The organism is Streptomyces spiralis (assembly GCF_014654675.1).
GTDB lineage: Bacteria > Actinomycetota > Actinomycetes > Streptomycetales > Streptomycetaceae > Streptomyces > Streptomyces spiralis.
Genome location: NZ_BNBC01000009.1, coordinates 1 through 22,776, shown reverse-complemented (window position 1 = coordinate 22,776; position 22,776 = coordinate 1). Strand labels below are relative to the sequence as shown.

At 72.4% G+C, this 22,776-nt stretch carries 18 protein-coding genes; 12 read left to right on the top strand and 6 right to left on the bottom strand.

The annotated features are described in order from the left end of the window. Positions 1-36: 36 nt before the first annotated feature. The 4 genes from IE318_RS11970 to IE318_RS11955 all read right to left on the bottom strand — a co-directional run bounded on the left by IE318_RS11970 (position 37) and on the right by IE318_RS11955 (position 4,160). A complete protein-coding gene (locus IE318_RS11970; protein WP_189899518.1) occupies positions 37-1,065 on the bottom strand; it encodes a DNA-3-methyladenine glycosylase family protein in 1,029 nt (342 codons plus the stop codon). Positions 1,066-1,190: 125 nt separating this feature from the next. Continuing rightward, entirely contained in the window at positions 1,191-2,498 is a 1,308-nt protein-coding gene (locus IE318_RS11965; protein WP_189899517.1) for a coenzyme F420-0:L-glutamate ligase, read from the bottom strand. Further along, the gene (cofD, locus tag IE318_RS11960) at positions 2,495-3,454 is read right to left on the bottom strand and encodes a 2-phospho-L-lactate transferase (RefSeq protein WP_189899514.1); all 960 of its coding nucleotides are present in this window, start codon (positions 3,452-3,454) and stop codon (positions 2,495-2,497) included. The genes IE318_RS11965 and cofD overlap by 4 nt, the downstream gene beginning before the upstream one ends. Before the next feature lie 187 nt (positions 3,455-3,641). Continuing rightward, positions 3,642-4,160, bottom strand: a complete 519-nt coding sequence (locus tag IE318_RS11955) for a cysteine dioxygenase (protein WP_189899512.1) — start codon at positions 4,158-4,160, stop codon at positions 3,642-3,644. A 683-nt stretch (positions 4,161-4,843) separates the two neighbouring features. Here IE318_RS11955 and IE318_RS11950 point away from each other — a divergent pair. The 3 genes from IE318_RS11950 to IE318_RS11940 all read left to right on the top strand — a co-directional run bounded on the left by IE318_RS11950 (position 4,844) and on the right by IE318_RS11940 (position 10,666). Next, positions 4,844-5,107 (top strand): WhiB family transcriptional regulator, encoded by a 264-nt coding sequence (locus IE318_RS11950; RefSeq protein ID WP_003975777.1) that lies wholly within the window; start codon positions 4,844-4,846, stop codon positions 5,105-5,107. A 229-nt stretch (positions 5,108-5,336) separates the two neighbouring features. Next, positions 5,337-9,152: a glycosyltransferase family 2 protein gene (locus tag IE318_RS11945; protein WP_189899510.1), complete on the top strand. Its 3,816-nt coding sequence runs from the start codon at positions 5,337-5,339 to the stop codon at positions 9,150-9,152. Further along, the gene (locus tag IE318_RS11940; protein WP_189899507.1) at positions 9,149-10,666 is read left to right on the top strand and encodes a DUF5719 family protein; all 1,518 of its coding nucleotides are present in this window, start codon (positions 9,149-9,151) and stop codon (positions 10,664-10,666) included. The genes IE318_RS11945 and IE318_RS11940 overlap by 4 nt, the downstream gene beginning before the upstream one ends. A 73-nt stretch (positions 10,667-10,739) precedes the next feature. On the opposite strand, the gene IE318_RS11935 is transcribed toward IE318_RS11940, so the two are convergent. Beyond that, a complete protein-coding gene (locus tag IE318_RS11935; RefSeq protein ID WP_078917500.1) occupies positions 10,740-11,189 on the bottom strand; it encodes a metallopeptidase family protein in 450 nt (149 codons plus the stop codon). Between the two features lie 386 nt (positions 11,190-11,575). On the opposite strand from IE318_RS11935, the gene IE318_RS11930 reads away from it, so the two are divergent. The 8 genes from IE318_RS11930 (at position 11,576) to IE318_RS11895 (ending at position 20,103) form a co-directional block, all read left to right on the top strand. Continuing rightward, a complete protein-coding gene (locus tag IE318_RS11930) occupies positions 11,576-12,001 on the top strand; it encodes a DUF3499 domain-containing protein (RefSeq protein WP_030182488.1) in 426 nt (141 codons plus the stop codon). A gap of 244 nt (positions 12,002-12,245) precedes the next feature. After that, complete coding sequence (locus IE318_RS11925) at positions 12,246-13,610, top strand: phosphomannomutase/phosphoglucomutase (RefSeq protein ID WP_189899505.1); 1,365 nt, start codon at positions 12,246-12,248, stop codon at positions 13,608-13,610. A gap of 132 nt (positions 13,611-13,742) precedes the next feature. Continuing rightward, the gene (locus IE318_RS11920) at positions 13,743-13,913 is read left to right on the top strand and encodes a Trm112 family protein (protein ID WP_078917501.1); all 171 of its coding nucleotides are present in this window, start codon (positions 13,743-13,745) and stop codon (positions 13,911-13,913) included. Positions 13,914-14,099: 186 nt separating this feature from the next. After that, complete coding sequence (locus IE318_RS11915) at positions 14,100-15,227, top strand: SIS domain-containing protein (RefSeq protein ID WP_189899503.1); 1,128 nt, start codon at positions 14,100-14,102, stop codon at positions 15,225-15,227. 64 nt (positions 15,228-15,291) lie between these two features. Then, the gene (manA, locus tag IE318_RS11910) at positions 15,292-16,443 is read left to right on the top strand and encodes a mannose-6-phosphate isomerase, class I (protein ID WP_189899501.1); all 1,152 of its coding nucleotides are present in this window, start codon (positions 15,292-15,294) and stop codon (positions 16,441-16,443) included. Between the two features lie 140 nt (positions 16,444-16,583). Continuing rightward, entirely contained in the window at positions 16,584-17,567 is a 984-nt protein-coding gene (locus IE318_RS11905) for a cation diffusion facilitator family transporter (RefSeq protein WP_030182498.1), read from the top strand. A gap of 326 nt (positions 17,568-17,893) precedes the next feature. Beyond that, entirely contained in the window at positions 17,894-19,351 is a 1,458-nt protein-coding gene (gene ahcY, locus IE318_RS11900; RefSeq protein WP_189899499.1) for an adenosylhomocysteinase, read from the top strand. A gap of 134 nt (positions 19,352-19,485) precedes the next feature. Next, positions 19,486-20,103: a hypothetical protein gene (locus tag IE318_RS11895; protein WP_189899496.1), complete on the top strand. Its 618-nt coding sequence runs from the start codon at positions 19,486-19,488 to the stop codon at positions 20,101-20,103. A gap of 48 nt (positions 20,104-20,151) precedes the next feature. On the opposite strand, the gene IE318_RS11890 is transcribed toward IE318_RS11895, so the two are convergent. After that, positions 20,152-21,114 (bottom strand): RDD family protein, encoded by a 963-nt coding sequence (locus IE318_RS11890; RefSeq protein WP_189899493.1) that lies wholly within the window; start codon positions 21,112-21,114, stop codon positions 20,152-20,154. 129 nt (positions 21,115-21,243) lie between these two features. Here IE318_RS11890 and IE318_RS11885 point away from each other — a divergent pair, with 129 nt between their 5' ends. Beyond that, a complete protein-coding gene (locus IE318_RS11885) occupies positions 21,244-22,251 on the top strand; it encodes a stage II sporulation protein M (RefSeq protein ID WP_030182505.1) in 1,008 nt (335 codons plus the stop codon). The last annotated feature ends 525 nt before the right edge of the window (positions 22,252-22,776 follow it).

The window sequence follows — 22,776 nt, the reverse complement described above, 5'->3', positions numbered from 1 at the left end:
GGTGCCCTGCCCCACCTCACACCGCCGCGCCGTGCCTCAAAAGCGCCCGATATCACCCACCGGCATCCGCGGCCCCCGCCGAGGCGGCACCCGCCCACTCAGCAGAATCAACCGAGCCGCCCGATGCCGCTGCCCCTGCTCCGCATACGGCTCCAGCAACCGCAGCATCTCCGCATCATCCGCATACCGGTCCCCCGCCAGCGCGAACCCCACGATCCCCGGCAGATGCAGATCCCCCACCGTCACCTCATCCGCCGCCCCATGACTGCGCTGCACGGTCTCCGCCGACGTCCACGGCCCGATCCCTGACACCAGCTCCAGCCGTTCCCGCGCCGCCGCCGGAGGCATCCGCACCGCCTCCTCCAGCCGCGCCGCGACCCGCACCGCACGCAGCACCGTGGACGCCCGCTTGTCGTCGACCCCGGCCCGGTGCCAGTCCCACGAGGGAATCAGCGCCCAGGTGCGCGGCGCCGGCATGACGTACATCCGTACCGGCACCGGGCCGGGCGCCGGCTCCCCGTACTTCCGCACCAGCGTCCGCCACGCCGCGTACGCCTCGACCGTCGTGACCTTCTGCTCCAGGACCGACGGGATCAACGACTCCAGCACCAGCCCGGTCCGGGTCAGCCGCAGCCCCGGCCGCCGGTGCCGGGTCAGCGCGAGCAGCCGGTGCCTCGGCTCGAACAAGGACGGGTCGTCGGCGGCCCCGAGCAGCTCGGGCAGCTGCTCCAGCAGCCACTCGGCCCCCGGCCCCCACGCCTGGCCGCACACCTCCCCGCCGCGCGCGAAGACCCGTAGCGACCCGGGCCCCTGCGGCGTACGACTGGCCCGCCACACGGACCCGTCGGGCGTCGCACGGAAGGTCGGATCGCCCGGCCCGCGCCGCAGCGGACCGAGCACCAGCCCGAGGTCCAGCGGCCCGTCCGGCACCCAGGTGCGCATCCGCCCCGGCGCGGCGGCCTGCCGGGGCACAGCACCGGCGGGCACCGCACCGCCCGAGGGCACGGCGACATGGCCACCGCGCACGGTCGTACGCGTGGGCCGCGGAGCGAAACGTCCTGCCACGAATGAGTCCCCAGAGGTCGCCGGAGTGGTCCTACGAGACTTACGAGACTAACGAGACCAAGCGGTCGTAGGCGGAAACCGCCGGAAGAAGGACCGGAAGAAGAACCGGAAGTAGGAGACGTGCATCACCGCACCTCGATGAACGCACCCGCCTCCCGCTCCGGCCGCGGTCGCGGCTGCTCCGCCGGATGCCCGACCGCCACCGCGCCCATCGGGTCCCAGGTCTCCGGAAGCCCCAGCGCCTCGCGCACCACGTCGCGGCAGAACATCGTCGACGACACCCACGCGGAGCCCAGCCGCTCCCCGGCCAGCGCGACCAGGAAGTTCTGCACGCCCGCACCCGCGGCGACCACGAACATCTCGCGCTCGGCCCCGTCCCGCCGCGCGTCGCCGTAGGTGTGCGAGCCGTCCATGACGAGGCAGGGCACGACCAGGTACGGCGCGTTCCGCAGCACCTCCCCGCGGCGCACCCGCTTGGCGATCGACTCCTCCGTCTTGCCGTCCCGTCTCAGGTCGGCGATCCACGCGTCCCGCATGGCGTCGAGCAGCCGGGTCCGGGACTCGGCGGACTCCAGCAGCACGAACCGCCACGGCGTCGTGTGGTGCGGCGCCGGCGCGGTCACCGCGGCGGCCACCGCCCGCCGCACGGCACCCGGGTCGACGGGCTCGTCCGTGAAGGCTCGCACCGTGCGCCGCTGGGTCACCGCCTGCCGTACCGCCTCGGAGGTGCCGAGCCGGAACATGTCGTCGCGCGCGTCGCGCACCATGGCCCTCGCTCCCTCGCCGTGCTCCCCGGACACCACATGGGTCAGGCCGCGCACCACGGCGACGGGCAGCCCGGCCGCCTTGCCCTTCACCAGGTCACCGGCGGAGGCCAGTTCGTCCGCGGTGGCCACGACCGTCGCGCTGAGCGGATTGCCGTGCGCGTCCGTGGCGCCGCGCAGGTCGTCCAGCACGCGTACGCCCGCCGCGCCGATCGCGACGTCCGTGAGTCCCGCGCGCCACGGCCGCCCGAACGTGTCGGTGACGACGACCCCGACGTCGACGCCGAGCGCGTCGCGCAGCCCGTCCCGGATCGCGCGCGCGGAGGCGTCGGGGTCCTCGGGCAGCAACAGCACCGTTCCGGAAGGGGTGTTGGAGGCGTCGACGCCGGCCGCCGCCATGACCAGGCCCTGCCGGTTCTCCACGATCCGCAGCGGTCCGCGGCGGGCCACGACCCGTACGGTCTCCGCGTCGATCGCGGCCTCCCGGTCGGCCGCGGTGACGACGCGGCCCTCCGCCTTGGACACGATCTTGGAGGTGACCAGCAGTACGTCACCGTCGGCCAGTCCCGGCTCGGCCGCCGCGATCAGCTTGCCGAGGTCGTCGCCCTCCTGGACCTCGGGGATCCCGGTGATCGCCCAGACCCGGTACCCGGGCGTCTGTCCGCTCAAGCTTCCCGCACCTCCTCCGCCAGCATCAGTGCCTCCCGCGCCATCTGCGCGGCGGCGTCGACGTCGGTCATCATCAGCGGCACCGCACGGCACCGGATCCCGGCCGCCTCGACGCGCTCCACCGAGGCCGCGTCCACCGAGTCGACGAGCCAGCCGTCGAGCAGGCCCGAGCCGTAGTGCTCGGCCACCGCCGCGGCCGTGGACTCCACGCCCACCGCGGCGAGCACCTTGTCGGCCATCCCGCGCACGGGCGCGTCCCCGACGATGGGGGACAGGCCCACCACCGGCACCCCGGCGTCGGCGATCGCCTCCCTGATGCCGGGTACGGCCAGGATGGTGCCGACGGAGACGACCGGGTTGGACGGCGGGAAGAGGATCACGTCCGCCTCGGCGATCGCCTCCAGCACGCCGGGCGCGGGCTTGGCCTGCTCCGCGCCCACCGGCACGACGGCCTCGGCGGGCACCGACGCGCGCAGCCGCACCCAGTACTCCTGGAAGTGGACCGCCTTGCGTTCGCCGTCGATCTCGACGGCGACATGCGTCTCCACGCGGTCGTCGCTCATCGGGATCAGTCTCACGCCCGGCTTCCAGCGGTCGCACAGCGCCTCGGTGACCGCGCTGAGCGGATAGCCCGCGCCCAGCATCTGCGTCCGCACGATGTGCGTGGCGAAGTCCCGGTCGCCCAGGCCGAACCACTCGGGCCCGACGCCGTACGCCGCCAGTTCCTCCTTGAGGTGGAAGGTCTCGTCGGACCGCCCCCACCCCTGCTCCTCGTTGATGCCGTCGCCCAGCGTGTACATCACCGTGTCGAGGTCCGGGCAGACCCTCAGCCCGAAGAGGTGGATGTCGTCGCCGGTGTTGCCGATGACCGTGACGTCCGCGTCCGGCACGGCCCGCTTCAGACCGCGCAGGAACCGGGCACCACCGATGCCGCCTGCCAGAACCACAATGCGCATTGAAACAGTGTGTCAGCCGCCAGGCTGACTCGTTGAGGGGTGGTGGCCGGGTGACGGGCGGGAAAGTCTGTCAGGCGGGTACGACATCGCGGTGCAGGTACGGCGACGCGGCACCGGTACGGCAGCACGGCGCCCCGCCCTTCGGCCGGACTCCTGCGCGCCGGCCGGGCCACTGCACGCCGGATGCCTACGCGCCGACGGCGCCCGCCGTCTGCTGCGCGGGCTCGGCCCCCGAGCACGACGCGGTGGGGTGCATGGGCATCTCGGTCAGCCCCGGGAAGTAGACGTGCAGGCTGACCGCCGGCCGTAGCGTGTCGTTGACGACCTCGTGCACGTACCCCGGTGCGAACACGCGCTGCGCGCCCGCGCCCAGTGCGCGCGTGCCCCGCCCGGTGTGCTCGGTCAGGGTGCCGTCCAGGACGGTGAGCACACCGGAGGAGCGGCCGTGGTCGTGTCGTCCGCTGCCCTGGCCGGGCACCCAGGACAGCAGCCACACCTCGTAGCCGGGACCGGTGCGCAGCCGGTGGTACCAGCGGGTGGTGGCGTCGTACCGGACGAGGTGCTCCCACTGGGTGCGGTCGGCCGCGATGGAACGGGCCAGGCCGGCGAACTCGGCCACGGTGGCCGGGTGCTCGCGCGGGGTCTGGAGCAGGTGCGGGACTTCGAGGATGTCGCCGGCGATCTGGAGGTCGCTGTCGCTGTTCATGGGGGTGTCGTGGTTCCTCGGTGGGGGCCGATCGGAGGGAACGGACGCCGGGCCGTACAGCCGTATGAGAAGGGGCCCGGACGGCGGCTGGAGCGCGCGTGCGCGCGGGGGCTCAACAGCCGGAACAGCGACAGCTACAGCGAGCGCGGGCAGCACCGTGGGACCCGGCGGTGCGGGTCGAGGTGGGTGCCGAGTTCGCGAGCATGCCCACAAGGACACCGGTTCACACCACCCCTGTCAACTCGACGCCCGGAATGTGGGACATGTTTCACCTCATCCGGTTCATCTCTCAGGTGAAAGGTTTGCTCAGCGGGAGGGCGGGACACATGGCGCACATGCCGGGCGCGCAAGCCCCGTTGTGATCCCGTGATCCGACTGTGATCAGGTTCGCGGCGGTGCGCGTGTCGGAACGAGATCGAAGGCCCGGGCGTCCTTCCTTCCGGGGGCTCGGTGAGGGCTCCGCGCGGGGCGACGGGTCTTCGGGGCCTCGGCTGTGTGTCAAGGTTTATGCCGATTTGAACACTTTCCGCATGGCCTTGGTTCCGCAGAGTGAATAAGGGACCCAATAGCAGATCTCGGCTTGACTCGCCCGGAGCAGCACACTTGTAATTTCACTCGTGTCGTTCAGCCGAGATCGGTAACGGCTACATCACGGGGACGCGAAAGACAGACGAGGGGCGCACATGACCGAGCTGGTGCAGCAACTGCTGGTCGACGACGCGGACGAGGAACTCGGCTGGCAGGAGCGCGCGCTGTGCGCCCAGACCGACCCCGAGTCCTTCTTCCCCGAGAAGGGCGGCTCCACCCGCGAGGCCAAGAAGGTCTGCCTCGCCTGCGAGGTCCGCTCCGAGTGCCTCGAGTACGCCCTCGCCAACGACGAGCGCTTCGGCATCTGGGGCGGCCTGTCCGAGCGTGAGCGGCGCCGGCTGAAGAAGGCCGCGGTCTGACGGAACGTCGGCCGCCGTCCGGTCGCTGCCCGGTCACCGTCCGACCGCGGACGTACGCGTACATACCCCACACAAACGTCACGAACGGCCCGTCGCAGGTGGGTTATCCACAGGCGGCGGGCCGCCGTCATGGCCAGCCAGTAGTGTGGTCGCTCGTCCGAGACGCCCCGCTGCCCACAGGGGGCACAGGCGTCCACCGCAGTCCACCGAACCGGGGCCGTGTATCTCGATGTCCGTGCACAGCCATACGGCAGCCCACTACGACGTCGCCGCCGCAGCGCCGTCGGACCCCGCGCACGCGACGCAGTTCGCACCGCAGTCCGACCCGAACCGCCCGCCGGAGTTCCCACGGCACGTCGTCACCGCCGTCCTCGTCTCCCACGACGGCGCCCGCTGGCTGCCCGACGCGCTCGCCGGCCTGCTCGGCCAGGAACGCCCCGTGCAGTACGCCGTGGCCGCCGACACCGGCAGCGCGGACACCTCGGCCCAGGTGCTCACCGACGCCCTCGGCGCCGACCGCGTGCTGCACCTCGCCCGGCGCACCGGCTTCGGCCAGGCCGTCGACGAGGCCACCCGCACCGCCCCGCTCCTCACCCCGGACGAACTGCCGTACCTCAAGCGCCCCAGCGGCTGGGACCCCGTCACGCGCACCTGGCGCGACGACGCCTACGACCTGCCCGAACTCCCCCACGGCGAACCGGTGCAGTGGCTCTGGCTGCTGCACGACGACTGCGCCCCCGAACCCGACGCCCTGGCCGAGCTGTTGCGCGTCGTCGACAACGAGTACGAACTGGGCCGCGACGACGTGGCGGTGGTCGGCCCCAAGCTGCGTGGCTGGTACGACCGCCGCCAGCTGCTCGAAGTGGGCGTCACCATCGCCAACTCGGGCCGCCGTTGGACCGGACTGGACCGCCGCGAACAGGACCAGGGCCAGCACGACCACGTCCGGACCGTGCTGTCGGTCTCCAGCGCCGGAATGCTGATCCGGCGTGACATCTTCGAACAGCTCGGCGGGTTCGACCGACGCCTGCCCCTGATGCGCGACGACGTCGACCTGTGCTGGCGCGCCCACGCCGCCGGCCACCGCGTCCTCGTAGCCCCCGACGCCGTCGTACGGCACGCCGAGGCGGCTTCCCGCGAGCGCCGCACCGTCGACTGCGTCGGCCGCACCTCCGCCTCCCCGCACAAGGTCGACAAGGCGGGCGCCGTCTACACCCTCCTCGTCAACGCCCGTACCGCCGTGCTGCCCTGGGTGCTGCTGCGCCTCGTCCTCGGCACCCTGCTGCGCACCCTCGCCTACCTCGTCGGCAAGGTCCCCGGACAGGCCGTCGACGAGATCCGCGGCCTGATGAGCACGCTGCTGCGGCCCGAGCGGATCGTCGCCGGCCGGCGCAGGCGCGGCAGGCCGCAGATCGACAAGGGTGAGCTGAGAGCCCTGTTCCCGCCGCCCGGAGCGACGATCCGCGCCACCGTCGAACAGGTCGCGAGCAACCTCGTCGGCCGCTCCGACCCCGAGGTCTCCTCGGCCGGCCGGCACGGCGGCGCGATCGAGTCCGGGCCCGGCGGCGACGACGCGGACTTCCTGGAGGTCGAGCAGTTCGCCCGGCTCAAGAGGATCGCCCGCAAACCCGGCCCCGTGCTCTTCCTGGTGCTGCTGCTCGTCACCCTCGCCGCCTGCCGGAACCTGCTCGGCGGGGGCGCGCTCGCGGGCGGCGCCCTGCTGCCCGCCCCGGCCGACTCCTCGGAGCTGTGGTCGCGCTACCTGGACTCCTGGCACCCGGTCGGCACCGGCGGCACCCCGTCCGCGCCGCCGTACCTGGCGCTGGTGGCGATGCTGGCCTCCGTGCTGCTCGGCTCGACCGGCCTGGCGGTCACGGTCCTGCTGATCGGCTCGGTGCCGCTGGCCGGGTTCACCGCGTACTTCGCCTCCCGCCCGCTCGTCCCCTCGCGGCTGCTGCGCGCCTGGGCCTCCGTCGCCTACGCCTTCCTGCCCGCCACCACCGGCGCGCTGGCCGGCGGCCGGATCGGCACCGCCGTACTGGCCGTGCTGCTGCCGCTCATCGCCCGCGCGGGCATCGCGGCGAGCGGCCTGGCCCGCACCTCCGGCGCCCGTGGCAGCTGGCGCGCCACCTGGGCGTACGCGCTGCTGCTGACCGTCGCCACCGCCTTCGCACCCATCGTCTGGCCCCTCGCCCTCGTCCTCGGCGTCGGCGTGCTGGCCGTGCGCCGCGGCGACATCGTCGCCCACGCACTGCGTTTCCTGGCCCAGTTGGGCACCCCGCTGCTCGTCCTCGCGCCCTGGTCGCTGTCGCTGCTGCCGTTCGGCTTCTTCAAGGAGGCCGGACTGGAGTACGGCTCCTCGGCCGCCTCCGCCCTCGACCTGCTGGGCGCCTCCCCGGGCGGTCCGGGCACGGTGCACGGGCTGATGCTGATCGGCATCGTCCTGGCCGCGCTGGCCGCCCTGCTGCGCTCGGAGCGCCAGTTCGCCATCTGGACCGCCTGGGCGGTCGCCCTGGTGGCGCTCGTCTTCGCGGTCCTGTCCAACGACTCCGCCTGGGCCGGCCCCGCCACCCTGGTCGAGGGCATCGCCCTGCTGGCCGCCGCCGTGCTCGGCGCCGACGGGGCACGCGCGCGCGTGGCCGAGCAGAGCTTCGGCTGGCGCCAGCCGGTCGCCGCACTCGTCGCCTTCGCCTCGGCCGCGGGTCCGCTCCTCGTCGTCGCCGGCTGGATGATCCGCGGCGCCGACGGCCCGCTGGAGCGGCGCGACGTGGCGCAGGTGCCCGCGTTCGTCGCCGAGGAGAGCAGCACCCGCGACCAGGCCCGCACCCTGGTGATCGACAGCGACTCCGCCGCCCACGTCGGCTACATGCTCGTGCGCGGCTCCGGGGTCCGGATGGGCGACGCCGAACTGGCCGCGGCGGACGGCGGCAACAGCAGGCTCGACAAGGTCGTCGCCAACCTGGTCGCCGGTTCCGGCGCCGACCAGGCCGACCAGCTCGGCGGCTTCGCCGTGCGCTACGTCCTCGTCCACAAGGGCGCGCCCCGCGAGGTCAGCCGCGTCCTGGACTCCACCCCGGGTCTGAGCCGGCTGAGCCAGCAGGACGGCAGTGCCCTGTGGCGCGTGGACCAGGAGGTCTCGCGCGCCGCCATCGTGCCCGCCTCCGGCCCGGACTCCGGCTCGGGCCAGGACTCGGGGGCGGCCGCCGGGACCGGCGCGGCGCAGCCCGTCGCCGCCGGACCCGTCGAGATCCACACCACGGTCCCGGCCGGTTCCGCGGGCCGCGTCCTGCGGTTGGCCGACGCCGCCGACCCGGGCTGGACGGCCACCCTGGACGGCAAGCCGCTCACCCGCACCACCCTGGACGGCTGGGCCCAGGGCTTCCAGCTCCCCGCCTCCGGCGGAAAGCTCGACGTCACCTTCGACGACCCGATCGGCCACACCGCCTGGCTGTGGGCCCAGGGCCTGCTCGCCGTCGTCCTCGTCGTCCTGGCCCTGCCCGGCCGGCGCCGCGACATCGACGACGACCTGCCCGAGGAGCAGCCCGTTCCCGCCCAGGCGATCAGCGGCGAGGGCCGACGGGCCCGCCGGCTGCGCGCCCAGGCGGAGGCCGAGGAGGCCGCCCAGGAACAGCCACCGGGCCAGGCCACCCTGCCTCCTCCTCCGGAGGAGGCTCCCGCCGCCGTACCGCACCAGCAGCCCTACGGCGACTGGGACACCACCGCCTACGCCGGCGCCGGTGCCCCCGGAGCGGGAGCCGCGACCGAGTACGGCGCCCACGGCGGCGACCAGTACCAGACCGCCCCCGCCCAGTCCCAGCAGTACCCGGCGGGCGCCTACGACGACCCCTACCAGGGCGGCCAGGCCGACCCCTACCAGGGCGGCCAGTACGACCCGTACGCCTACGGCGGGCAGACGCCGACGGCCTCCTACGACCCGACGGCCTACCACCAGGGCTACGAGGAGCCGTACGACCCGGCACAGCAGCACGCGCAGGACCACGCGCACGGCATCGGCAGTGAGCGCCCCGACGGGAGCCAGCAGTGAACCGCACGACCCTGTCCCTGATCGCCGGCGTGGCCGCGCTCGCCGCCGTCACCGGATTCGCCGCGCTGGACACACCGGACGCGGCGGGCGCCGGCAGCGCCAAGGCGGCCGCCCGGCTGCCCGTCGAGCGCACCACCCTGGTCTGCCCGTCCCCGAGCAGCTCCGACATCGCCGACACCTCGTACACGTCCTTCACCCCCGTGACCCAGGGCACGGACGGCGACGGCAAGGCCCAACTCCGCTCCGCCGACGAGGAGTCGGCCACGACGGGCGACAAGGGCAAGAACGACGGCAAGAAGGACGACAAGAAGAAGGCCGCCAAGCCGGTCCTGGAACCGAAGGAGCCCGGCAAGCCGGTCACCGGCGACACCTCGGGCGGGGACGCGCCCGCACTGATCGGCACCGCCGAGGGCAGGTTCGCACCCGGCTGGACCATGCAGCAGACCACCGAGGTCGCCGCGGGCACCGGCCGCGGCCTGCTGGGCGTGGACTGCACCGCCCCGGACACCGAGTTCTGGTTCCCCGGCGCCAGCACCGCGGCCGACCGCTCCGACTACGTCCACCTGACCAACCCGGACGACTCCGCCGCGGTCGTCGACATCGAGCTCTACGGCAAGGACGGCGCCGTGAAGTCAGCGGTGGCGGAGGGCATCACCGTCGCACCGCACTCCAGCGAGCCCGTCCTGCTGTCCACGCTCGCCGACGCGCCGCAGGAGGACCTCACGGTGCACGTGAGCGTGCGCAGCGGCCGGGTCGGCGCGGCGGTGCAGGCCCTGGACGACAAGCTCGGCGGGGACTGGCTGGCGGCGGCCGCGGACCCGGCGGACAGCCTCGTCCTGCCCGGCATCCCCAAGGACGCCACCTCCGTCCGGCTGATCGCCTTCACCCCCGCCGACGCCGACACCGACCTGAAGGTGAGACTGGCCTCGCCGTCCGGGCTGATCACGCCCGCGGGCCACGACACCGTGCACGTCAAGGGCGGGATGACGACCGCCGTCGACCTGGGCGACCTCACCCGCGGGGAGGCCGGCTCGCTGATGCTGACCCAGAGCTCCCCGTCCGTGCCGGTGGTCGCCGCACTGCGGGTGACACGCGGCAAGGGCGGCAAGCAGGAGACGGCGTTCATCCCCGCGACCGGTCCCGTCGCCGCGCGCGCCACGTCCGCCGACAACAGCGAGAAGGGCTCGACGCTCTCCCTGACGGCCCCCACGGCCACCGCCCAGGTCAAGGTCACGGCATCGGCGGGCAGCGAGGGCGGTACGGCGGTGACGAAGACGTACACGATCAAGGCGGGCACGACCCAGGACATCGCCCCACCCGTCCCGTCCGGACTGAAGGGCACCTACGCCCTGACGGTGGAGCACCTCTCCGGCGGCCCGGTGTACGGGGCGCGCACCCTGACCGCCACGGAGGAAGGCATTCCAGGGTTCACGGTCCAGACCCTGCCCGACGACCGGGGGACGGTGTCGGTGCCGCATGCGGACGAGGACGTGTCGGTGCTGCAGGGATCCTGAGTCCCGGTCCCGGGCGGAGGGGCGTGAGCCCTGAGCGGAAGCCTCTGAGCACAGACCCGACCAGGCCCGCGCCTCAGTCCTCCCCGTACCGGGGATCCACCGTCTCCGGTGTCAGGCCGAGCAGCTCGGCCACCTGCTCGACCACGATCTCGTGCACCAGGGCGGCCCGCTCGTCACGCCCCTTGCTGCGGATCTCCACCGGCCGCCGGTAGACGACCACCCGCGCCCGGCGGCCGTCCTGCGCGGGCATCGTGCCCCCGAGCGGCACCGGCTCGTCGCTCCAGGGCTGCCCGGGGCCGTCCAGCCGCGGCACCTCCAGTACGAGGAAGTCGATGTCGGCCAGCTGCGGCCAGCGCCGCTCCAGACGCTCCACGGAGTCCTGCACCAGGTCCGCGAACGCCTCGGCACGGCTCGCGGCGAGCGGCACCTGGGGCGGTGCGATCGGGCCGCGCATGCCCCGGCCGTGGCGATCACGTCGTCGGGGCCCGGGGCCGGCGGAGCGGGGCGGTACACGGTTGTCCATCACTGCTGAAGCGTAGTCCCCGCCGCCTGATCATGCCCGGCCCGGCGCGGCATCCGGACCCATCCCGGAGACCGTGCGGTCCGCGCGATCGCGCGTCACGATCAGGGGTCACGATGACCGGGCACGACGACTGGTCACACGGATCACGACGACTGGTCATACCGGTTACGACTACTGGTCACTTGATACCGATTCCGGCCAAGCCTGGCTCGATTCCGTATCTCTCCGAGACCGCCGATCTCAAGGCGATTGACGGTGTTTGTACCCAGTCGTGACCGGAACAAGGGGCGCCGAAGATCGCTTTCTCGGCCGTCTGTGCAGGTCAGCGAGGCGAGTCGGAAGGGGCGTGTGGGGCGTTTCACAGGACGACACGGTGGGGTGACCTGGTGGAGAGTCGTCGCGGCCCGCTCAAGAGTGCGGTACCGTCCAACGTCGTGAGCCCTGTACGTCGCTGTTCGCGCACCGCTTGCGGCCGTCCCGCCGTAGCGACGCTGACGTACGTCTACGCCGACTCGACCGCGGTCCTCGGCCCGCTCGCCACCTACGCCGAACCCCACTGCTACGACCTGTGCGCCGAGCACTCCGAGCGCCTCACCGCCCCTCGAGGCTGGGAGGTCGTACGACTGCTCGACGGTTCGGCGCCCGCCCGCCCCAGCGGCGACGACCTGGAAGCGCTTGCCAACGCGGTGCGCGAGGCGGCCCGCCCCCAGGAGCGGGCGGCGCAGGCCGGTGGCGGCGGAGCGCGCGGGGCGGACCCGATGGAGGTCGCGCGCCGCGGTCACCTGAGGGTGCTCCGGTCACCGGACAACTGACAAAACCGTTCACCACCGCGTGAGCCGAGGCGCGCCCCCAAGGCGGGCCGGAGGCACCAGGCGGCCGAGGGCCCGGCCCAACGGCTCGCCGGTCCTTCCGAGTTGTCCCACCGTTCCTTGCGAGCCGCCCCGGCAGTACGCCCGCGTTCGTCCGGCAGTACGCCCGCGCCGCCCCTCACGCGTCGGCTCCACCGCCCGGGACGGGTAGTTTGTGGTGACCGATTGGACTCCAGAAGGGTTGGCCGTGGCTGCTGATCTGTCGCAGATCGTGAAGGCGTACGACGTGCGCGGTGTGGTCCCGGACCAGTGGGACGAGTCGCTCGCCGAGCTCTTCGGGGCGGCCTTCGCCCGGGTGACCGGCGCGAACGCCATCGTGACCGGGCACGACATGAGGCCCTCCTCGCCCGGCCTGGCCCGTGCCTTCGCGCGCGGTGCCGCACGGCTCGGCGTCGACGTCACCGAGATCGGGCTGTGCTCGACGGACCAGCTCTACTACGCCTCGGGCGCGCTCGACCTGCCGGGCGCCATGTTCACCGCCTCCCACAACCCGGCGCAGTACAACGGCATCAAGATGTGCCGCGCGGGCGCGGCGCCCGTCGGCCAGGACTCGGGCCTGACCGAGATCCGCGAACTGGTCGAACGGTGGAGCGAGTCGGGCGCCCCGGAACCGGCCGCCCAGGTGGGAACGATCACACAGCGGGACACGTTGGAGGACTACGCGGCCCATCTGCGCTCCCTCGTCGACGTCTCCGCCATCCGCCCCCTGAAGGTCGTCGTCGACGCGGGCAACGGCATGGGCGGTCACACCGTCCCCACGGTCCTGACCGGCCTGCCCGTCGACCTCGTCCCGATGTACTTCGAACTCGACGGCACCTTCCCCAACCACGAGGCGAACCCGCTGGACCCGGCGAACCTCGTCGACCTCCAGAAGCGGGTCCGCGAGGAGGGCGCCGACCTCGGCCTGGCCTTCGACGGCGACGCCGACCGCTGCTTCGTGGTCGACGAGCACGGCGAGCCGGTCTCCCCGTCCGCCATCACCGCGCTGGTCGCCGCCCGCGAACTGGCCCGGCACGGCGGCCAGGGCGTGATCATCCACAACCTCATCACCTCCTGGTCGGTCCCGGAGGTGGTCGGGGAGAACGGCGGCACCCCGGTGCGCACCCGCGTGGGCCACTCCTTCATCAAGGCCGAGATGGCGCGGACGGGCGCGATCTTCGGCGGCGAGCACTCCGCGCACTACTACTTCAAGGACTTCTGGAACGCCGACACGGGCATGCTGGCCGCCCTGCACGTCCTGGCGGCCCTGGGCGGCCAGGACGGCCCCCTGTCGGCGCTGGTGGCCCAGTACGACCGCTACACCGGCTCCGGCGAGATCAACTCCACGGTCGCCGACCAGGCGGCCTGCCTCACCGCGCTCAAGGCCGCCTACGCAGAGCGCGAGGACGTGACCCTGGACGAACTCGACGGGCTGACCGTCACCGCCGCCGACTGGTGGTTCAACGTCCGTCCCTCCAACACCGAACCGCTGCTCCGCCTGAACGCCGAGGCCAAGGACGCGGCCACGATGGCCGAGGTCCGCGACGAGGCCCTGAGGATCATCCGCGGCTGACAGGCGACCGCCGGGGCCGTCCGCCGCCGTACGGCCCCGGCCGACTCCGTCACCGCGCCCCCACCGGCGGTAGTCTGACCAGGCACGTCCGTACAACCGCACACGCCCCCCTACGCCCCGGAGGGAACACCCATGCCGCTCGAAGCCGGCCTCCTGGAGATCCTCGCCTGCCCGGCCTGCCACGCCCCCCTCAAGGAGCAGGACACGGAGCTGATCTGCACCGGCCAGGGCTGCGGCCTGGCCTACCCCGTCCGCGACGGCATCCCCGTCCTGCTCGTCGACGAGGCGCGCCGCCCCGAGTGACGGACGACCCGACGAGCCGCCCCGCGTGACCGACGACATGACCGACTCATCGACGACCGGGCGGCCCGGCGTCCCACCGTCCTGACGTCCCACCATCCCGACGACTCGACGTACCGACGTCCTGACGTCCGACGACTCGACGTCCTGGCGCCCCGGCGCTCGGAGCCCGATCGGAGGCTGCCGCCCATGCTCGACGAATCGCTGCTCGACGACCCGGAGGCACTCGCCCGGGCCGACCATCGCGGCCTGCTCCGCGGTGCCGCCGAGGCCGGCGCCCGGATCCGCACCGCCGCCCGGCACGCCGCCGAGGCCGGCGTGGGCGACCTCAAACCCGACGGCCGCCCCCGCGCCGTGCTGATCGCCGGCCCGGGCGCCGCCGCCACCCACGCCGCCGACCTGCTCGGCACCCTCGCCGGCGGCGGCAGCCCCGTCACCCGGCTGGCCCCCACCGGCGTCGCCTCCGCCTCCGGCGCGCTGCGCTGGGAACTGCCCGGCTGGACCGGCTCCGTCGACCTGCTGCTGATCGCCACCCCCGACGGCACCGAACCCAGCCTGGCCCTGCTCGCCGACCAGGCCTACCGCCGAGGCTGCACGGTCGTCGCCGTCGCCCCGGCCGGCACCCCCCTCGCCGAGGCCGTGGAGGGCGCCCACGGCCTGTTCGTCCCCATGGCGACGGCCCCCTACGACCACGGCGAACCCCTCGCCGGATCCGCCCCCGGAGTCTTCTGGGCGCTGGTCACCCCGCTGCTCGCGCTCCTGGACCGGGTCGGCCTGGTCACCGCCGCGCCCGACGCCCTGCACGCCGCCGCCGACCGGCTCGACCACATCGCCGAGCGCTGCGGGCCCGCCATCGCCGCCTACAGCAACCCGGCCAAGACCCTCGCCGCCGAACTCACCGACGCGCTGCCCCTGATCTGGACCGAGGGCCTCGCCGCCGGTCCCGCCGGCCGCAGGTTCGCCGCCGGGCTCGCCGAACTGTCCGGCATCCCCGCCCTCGTCGCCGAACTGCCCGAAGCGCTCGCCGCGCACAACGCCCTGCTCGCAGGCCCGCTCGCCGCAAGCGCCGACCCCGGCGACTTCTTCCGCGACCGCGTCGAGGAACTGCCCGCGCTGCACGCGCGCGTGGTCCTGCTCCGGGACCGCCCGCTCAGCGAGCTCACCGCCGCGCCCGCCGCCCGGGACCTGGCCCTCAGCCACGAGACGCCGATCAGCGAGCTCGAGTCGGAGCCCGGCGGCGAGATCGAGACCCTCGCGGAACTGATCGCCGTCACGGATTTCGCCGCCGTTTACCTGTCGCTCGCCTCCAGGGCCTGACCTGGGCTCGGGGCTCCCGCGGACGGGCGCCCCGAGCCCCGACAACAACCGCAGAGAGAAACGCATGGATCGCCTCGACAACGCCATCCGCCCCTACGCCTGGGGTTCCACCACCGCCATACCGCACCTGCTCGGCGTCGAACCGAGCGGTGAGCCGCAGGCGGAGATGTGGATGGGCGCCCACCCGGGCGCACCCTCGCGCACCACGCGCGGCACCCTGGTCGAGGTCATCGAGTCGGACCCCAAGCGCGAACTGGGTGCCGAGGCCGTCGCGAAGTTCGGCCCGCACCTGCCCTTCCTGCTCAAGATCCTCGCCGCCGGTGCCCCCCTCTCCCTCCAGGTCCACCCCGACCTCCGGCAGGCCCAGGAGGGCTACGCCGACGAGCAGCGCCGCGGGATCCCCGTCGACGCCCCGCACCGCAACTACAAGGACGCCAACCACAAGCCCGAACTGATCTGCGCACTCACCGAGTTCGACGGCCTGTGCGGCTTCCGCACCCCGGCCGAGGCCGCCGACCTGCTCGCCGCCCTCGACGTGGACTCCCTCAAGCCGTACGTCGACCTGCTGCACGCCCACCCCGAAGAGGCCGCCCTGCGCGAGGTCCTCACCGCGATCCTCACCGCCGACCGCGAGGAGATGACCCACACCGTCGCCGAGGCCGCGGCCGCCTGCGCCCGCCTCGGCGGCGACCACGCCCCCTACGCCGGCATCGCCCACCACTACCCCGGCGACCCGGGAGTGCTGGCCGCGATACTCCTCAACCACGTCCGCCTGCAGCCCGGCGAGGCCCTCTTCCTCGGCGCCGGCATCCCGCACGCCTACCTCAGCGGCCTGGGCGTGGAGATCATGGCCAACTCCGACAACGTCCTGCGCTGCGGCCTGACCCCCAAGCACGTCGACGTCCCCGAACTCCTGCGCGTCGTCCGCTTCGAGGCGGGCGACCCCGGCGTGCTGCGCCCCGAGGCCGCCCCGGACGGCGAGGAGGTCTACGAGACCCCCATCGACGAGTTCCGCCTCTCCCGCTACGTCCTGCCCGAGGGCACCACAGCCCACGACCTCACCCTGCGCACCCCGCAGATCCTGCTCTGCACCGCCGGCTCCGTGCACGTCGGCGAGCACGAGCTGACCGCCGGGCAGTCCGTGTTCGTCCCGGCGGCAGAGAAGACCGAGGTGTCCGGCGCCGGCACCGTCTTCCGGGCCACGGTCGTCGTATGACCCCGCGTGCGGCCCCGCTTGAGGTGACCTGACGTACCGCGGCCGGACCGGGCTGCAACAATGGCCCACCGGCAAAGGACAGGCAAAGGCCGGCACGAGGGCGAAGAGCCGGTACGAGGGCGAAGGGACAACGCGAACACATGAGCGCGTCAGGCGGAACCAGGGCGATCGTGGCGGCACTCGGCGCCAATCTCGCGATCGCGGTATCGAAGTTCGTGGCCTTCGCCTTCAGCGGCTCGTCGTCGATGCTCGCCGAGGGCGTGCACTCGCTCGCCGACTCAGGCAACCAGTTCCTGCTGCTGGTCGGCGGCAAGAAGGCACAGCGGGCCGCGACCCCGCAGCACCCGTTCGGCTACGGCCGCGAGCGCTACATCTACGCCTTCCTCGTCTCCATCGTGCTGTTCTCCGTCGGCGGCATGTTCGCCATCTACGAGGGCTACGAGAAGATCAGCCACCCGCACGAAGTGGAGCACTGGTACTGGCCGGTGGGCGTGCTCCTCTTCGCGATCATCGCCGAGGGCTTCTCCTTCCGCACGGCCATCAAGGAGTCCAACGCGCTGCGGGGCGGGCTGTCCTGGGCGCAGTTCGTCCGCCGCGCCAAGGCACCCGAGCTGCCGGTCGTCCTCCTGGAGGACTTCGGCGCCCTGATCGGTCTCGTCCTCGCCCTCCTCGGCGTCGGACTCGCCCTGCTCACCGGCAACGGCGTCTGGGACGGCATCGGCACCGTCTGCATCGGTGTCCTGCTCGTCCTGATCGCCCTCGTCCTCGCGGCCGAGACCAAGTCGCTGCTGCTCGGTGAGGCCGCCGGCGCCGACGTGGTCCAGCAGATCGAGACCGCCATGGTCGACGGTGACACCGTCACCCGCGTCATCCACATGCGCACGCTCCACCTCGGCCCCGAGGAACTGCTCGTCGCCGCCAAGATCGCCGTCCGGCACGACAACACGGCCACCGAGATCGCCACTGCCATCGACGCCGCCGAGGCCCGTATCCGCGCGGCCGTCCCCATCGCCCGCGTCATCTACCTCGAACCCGACATCTACAGCGAGACCGAAGCGGCCAGGGGCGCGGACCCGGAGGCCACCCCGGGCGGACCGACCCCGCACCCCGCCCCCGGCCACTGAGCGCACGACCGCGAACCGTCACTGGGCCCGCCGATCCTCCGCATCGGCGGGCCCCGTCCGTCTTCCCGGCGTCCCGCGAACGGCTGGATCTGTCCGGAGGCGGACTGGGGTCGCCCGGCTCCGCGGTGTAGCTTGGGACCGAGCCAGACGTCGCTGCTGATGGCGGTCGGGCGGCCCCACGAGGGGCCGGCCGAGGGAGAGAGGGCCTCCGACGGACTGCGCTGCGCGCACGCGGGCATGCCTGTGTCCCCATCGGGCACCCCTGTGTCCGCCGCCGCGCAGATCAGCCGTATCCACCTCGACCCAACCCCGAGGAGCAGCTCGCAATGACGACTGTCGAGAACCGACAGGACTTCAAGGTCGCCGACCTGTCTCTGGCCGAGTTCGGCCGCAAGGAGATCTCTCTGGCCGAGCACGAGATGCCGGGCCTGATGGCGATCCGCAAGGAGTACGCCGAGAAGCAGCCGCTGGCCGGCGCCCGGATCACCGGCTCCCTGCACATGACCGTGCAGACCGCCGTCCTCATCGAGACCCTCGTCGCCCTGGGCGCGCGGGTGCGCTGGGCGTCCTGCAACATCTTCTCCACCCAGGACCACGCGGCCGCCGCCATCGCCGTCGGCCCGGACGGCACCCCGGAGAACCCCAAGGGCATCCCCGTCTTCGCCTGGAAGGGCGAGACGCTGGAGGAGTACTGGTGGTGCACGGAGCAGGCGCTGACCTGGCCGGACAGCCCCACCGGCGGCCCGAACATGATCCTGGACGACGGCGGCGACGCCACCCTCCTCGTCCACAAGGGCGTCGAGTACGAGAAGGACGGCAAGGTCCCCTCGGTCGACACCGCCGAGTCCGAGGAGCACCGGGTCATCCTGCAGCTGCTGACCCGCACGCTGGGTGAGAGCCCGCAGAAGTGGACCCAGCTGGCCTCCGAGATCCGCGGTGTGACGGAGGAGACCACGACCGGCGTCCACCGTCTGTACGAGATGCAGCGCGACGGCACCCTCCTCTTCCCGGCGATCAACGTCAACGACTCGGTGACGAAGTCGAAGTTCGACAACAAGTACGGCTGCCGGCACTCCCTGGTCGACGGCATCAACCGCGCCACCGACGTCCTGATCGGCGGCAAGACCGCCGTCGTCTGCGGCTACGGCGATGTGGGCAAGGGCTGCGCGGAGTCCCTGCGCGGACAGGGCGCCCGCGTGATCATCACCGAGATCGACCCGATCTGCGCGCTCCAGGCGGCGATGGACGGTTACCAGGTCACCACCCTGGACGAGGTCGTCGAGACCGCGGACATCTTCGTCACCACCACCGGCAACAAGGACATCATCCTCGCGTCGGACATGGCGAAGATGAAGCACCAGGCGATCGTCGGCAACATCGGCCACTTCGACAACGAGATCGACATGGCCGGTCTCGCCAAGGTCCCCGGCATCGTCAAGGACGAGGTCAAGCCGCAGGTCCACACCTGGACCTTCCCCGACGGCAAGAAGATCATCGTGCTGTCCGAGGGCCGCCTGCTCAACCTGGGCAACGCCACCGGCCACCCCTCGTTCGTGATGTCCAACTCCTTCGCGGACCAGACCCTGGCCCAGATCGAGCTGTTCACCAAGCCCGACGCCTACCCCACCGGCGTCTACGTCCTGCCCAAGCACCTGGACGAGAAGGTCGCCCGTCTCCACCTCGACGCCCTCGGCGTCAAGCTCACCAAGCTGCGCCCGGAGCAGGCCGCGTACATCGGTGTGGACGTCGACGGCCCGTTCAAGGCGGACCACTACCGCTACTGACCGACCACCGAGCCGCACCCGCGTCTCGGCCAGGTCCTCCGAGGCAGGCCCCCGCACCCCCGTGCCGGGGGCCTGCCCCTTTGCCGGACACACCGGCGACCGGCCGGACCGACCCGTCAAGCCCCAGGAACCCCATGCCCCGCGGTCGCTATTCGCTCCACGATCCGCACGATCACACCCCCCTCGGTGAAGAGCACTTCCAGTGCGCCCCCGGCCCCTCCGGCTGGCGCTACGTCTCCCAGGTCACCACCCCCTCGGGCGATCACCGCGGCTCCGTCGACCTCGCCCTCGACGAACTCGGCCGCCCCCTCCGCCTGGAACTCCACGCGGGCGGCTGGCAGGTGCGCGGCGCCGCCCTCGACGGCGTCACCTGGGTCCGCACCGACCCCACCGGAACCCATGCCACCGAAGGCAATGTGCGCGCCCACGCCTTCACCGGCACGTCCCCCGCGTTCCTCATCGCCACCACCCGCCTCCTCCGCCTCACCCCCTCGGCCTCCGCGACCCGCGTACGCCTCGTCACCTTCACGGAACCGGTCCTCGCCCCCCGCACTGTGGACCAGTCCTGGGCCCTGGTGAAAAGAGAAGCACACGCCACTGACAACGCCCCTCTGACCGTGGACGAATACCAGGTCACAGCCCTGGACACGGGCGAGCGGCACACCGTCCACATCGCCGGCGACGTGGTCCTGGCGGCCCCCGGCATCGAGCTCGAGGACCTTCAGTCACCGCCCTCCGTCTTCACCGCCTGACCTCGGCCGGCTCCTCGGCCGGCGCCGACCGATGGCGAGCCGACCGCCCTACGCGGGAGGCACGAACCCGGTGGCAGGCCTCTCCCCATGGGCCGGCTCGGGCCGCGGCGCGGAAGGGGCCGACGCCTGCGGGGCGGGAAAGGCCGACGCCGATGGTGCGGGGTAGGCGGGCGCCTGCGGTGCGGGAGCGGACAACTGGGGCGTAGGAGCGGACACCTGTGGCGTGGGAAAGGCCTGAGCGTCCGGTCCGCCCGCCGCCGTGCCGTTCCCGAAGGCCCGCCGGGCCTCGCGGACCTGCCGCTCCTGCAGCACCGCCGCCAGATACATGGCCGGGGGAACCCCGGGAGGCACCGGAGCCCCCGTGCGGGCCGAGAGATCGACGGCGAGCCGCTCCGCCATGCCCGAGCCGACCTGCGGATCCAGCTGCCGCATGCGCGTCAGGTACTGCCGGATCGCGAGCCACAGCCCGTCGGGAACCGCCGACAGGTCGAGGGCCGAGAACCGCCCGGCCAGCCAGGGCGGCGGCGGAGGCACGAAGGACGCCTGCCCGGCCGGCACCCGTTCCCGCACCACCAGGGTGCCCGCGAAGACGTCACCCAGCCGACGCCCGCGGCCGGACACCAGGGAGGCTATACAGGCGACGACCCCGAACGTCATCAGAATCTCCACCACACCGATCGCCCCGCGCACCAGCGCGTGCCGGAACCGGATCGGTCCACCGTCGTCCCTGACGACACGCAGCCCGCAGGCCAGCTTCCCGAGCGACCGCCCGTGGCTGAGCGTCTCCACCGCGATCGGCCCGCCGACCAGCACCAGCAGGAAGGTGGCGATCGACAGCGCGATCTGCGCCGCCTCGTCCAGCGACGCCGTGGCGGCGAGCAGACCGATGCTCACCACCACATAGGCCGTCATAGCCACGGCGAGGTCGAGCAGGACGGCCAGTGCCCTGCTGGGCAGCCTCGCAGGACGCATTTCCAGCGCCACCGCCTCGCCCGTCACCAGCTCACTCACGCCCGCCGCCTTCCCTGGCCCGCCTTGGAGACGGCCAGTCTGCCAAGCTGTGGGCAATCGCGCCGCAGTACGACAAGCTGACGCATCCGACGGGCAGTCGAACAACCAGCCGAGGAGCAGGCAGACCCGATGGACCTGGACGTCTTCGTCTCCGCCCACCGAGCCGAGTGGGATCGTCTCGAAGCCCTGCTCCGCCGCCGGCGCCGCCTCACCGGCACGGAGGCCGACGAACTCGTCGCCCTCTACCAACGCGCCGCCACCCACCTCTCCCTGATCCGCTCCAGCGCCCCGGACCCGCAGCTCACCGGCCGGCTCAGCCAGCTCGTGGCACACGCGCGCAGCGCCGTGACGGGAACCCGCCGAGCGTCATGGCGCGACGTCAACCGTTTCCTTCTGGAGGGCTTCCCTGCGGCGGTGTACCGGGCACGCCACTGGTGGGTACCCACGGCCGTCGTCTCCACCGTCGTCGCGGCACTCCTCGGATGGTGGATCGGCACTCATCCGGAGGTGCAGTCCACGATCGCGGCCCCCAGTGAGCTACGGCAGCTCACCCGCCCCGGCGGCGAGTACGAGACGTACTACTCCAGCCACCCAGCGGCGGCCTTCGCCGCCCAGGTGTGGACGAACAACGCCCAGGCCGCCGCCATGTGCCTGGTCCTGGGCGTCTTCCTGGGACTGCCGGTCCTGTGGATCCTCTTCGAGAACATGCTCAACCTCGGCGTCGGCATAGGGCTGATGTCCTCGGCCGGACGGCTCGACACGTTCCTCGGCCTCGTCCTCCCGCACGGCCTGCTCGAACTGACCGCGGTCTTCGTCGCCGCCGGCACGGGCCTTCGCCTGGGCTGGACCCTCATCGACCCGGGCCCGCGCACCCGCCGCACGGCGCTCGCCGAGGAGGGCCGTGCGGCCGTGGGCATGGCGATCGGCCTGGCCCTGGTCCTCCTCGTCTCCGGCGCCATCGAAGGCTTCGTCACCCCCTCGGGCCTGCCCACCTGGGCTCGCATAGGCATCGGGATCGTCGCCGAGCTGTCCTTCCTGACCTACGTCTACGTCCTGGGCGGCCGTGCCGTACGTACCGGCGGAACGGGTGACGTCGTGGCAGACGAGCGAAGCGCCAGCGTGCCGACGGCCGCCTGATGTGCGTGAACGTCCGTTGAACTGCTAGTCTCCTCTTCGCCCCACCGGAGCCGTTGACACGGAGCGGGTGGGGAGGTAGATTCAAACAGTTGCCCGGAGGTGGACCCAGTCCACAGGGCCGCAGTGAACATCTGCCAGCTTCTTGGAAACGTCGATTTCAGAGAAGCCCTCCCGATGAATCGGAAGCGAAGGCCGGTCAGACCGGCGCGAAAGTTCTGATAAAGTCGGGATCGCTGGAAAGGGAAACGCGAAAGCGGGAACCTGGAAAGCGCCGAGGAAATCGGATCGGAAAGATCTGATAGAGTCGGAGACACCGAAGGGAAGCGCCCGGAGGAAAGCCCGAGAGGGTGAGTACGAAGGAAGCGTCCGTTCCTTGAGAACTCAACAGCGTGCCAAAAGTCAACGCCAGATATGTTGATACCCCGTCTCCGGCCAGTCATGGCTGGGGCGAGGTTCCTTTGAAATAACACAGCGAGGACGCTGTGAACCGAGGGGATTATTCCTCTCCTTGGTTCCGCTCTCGTG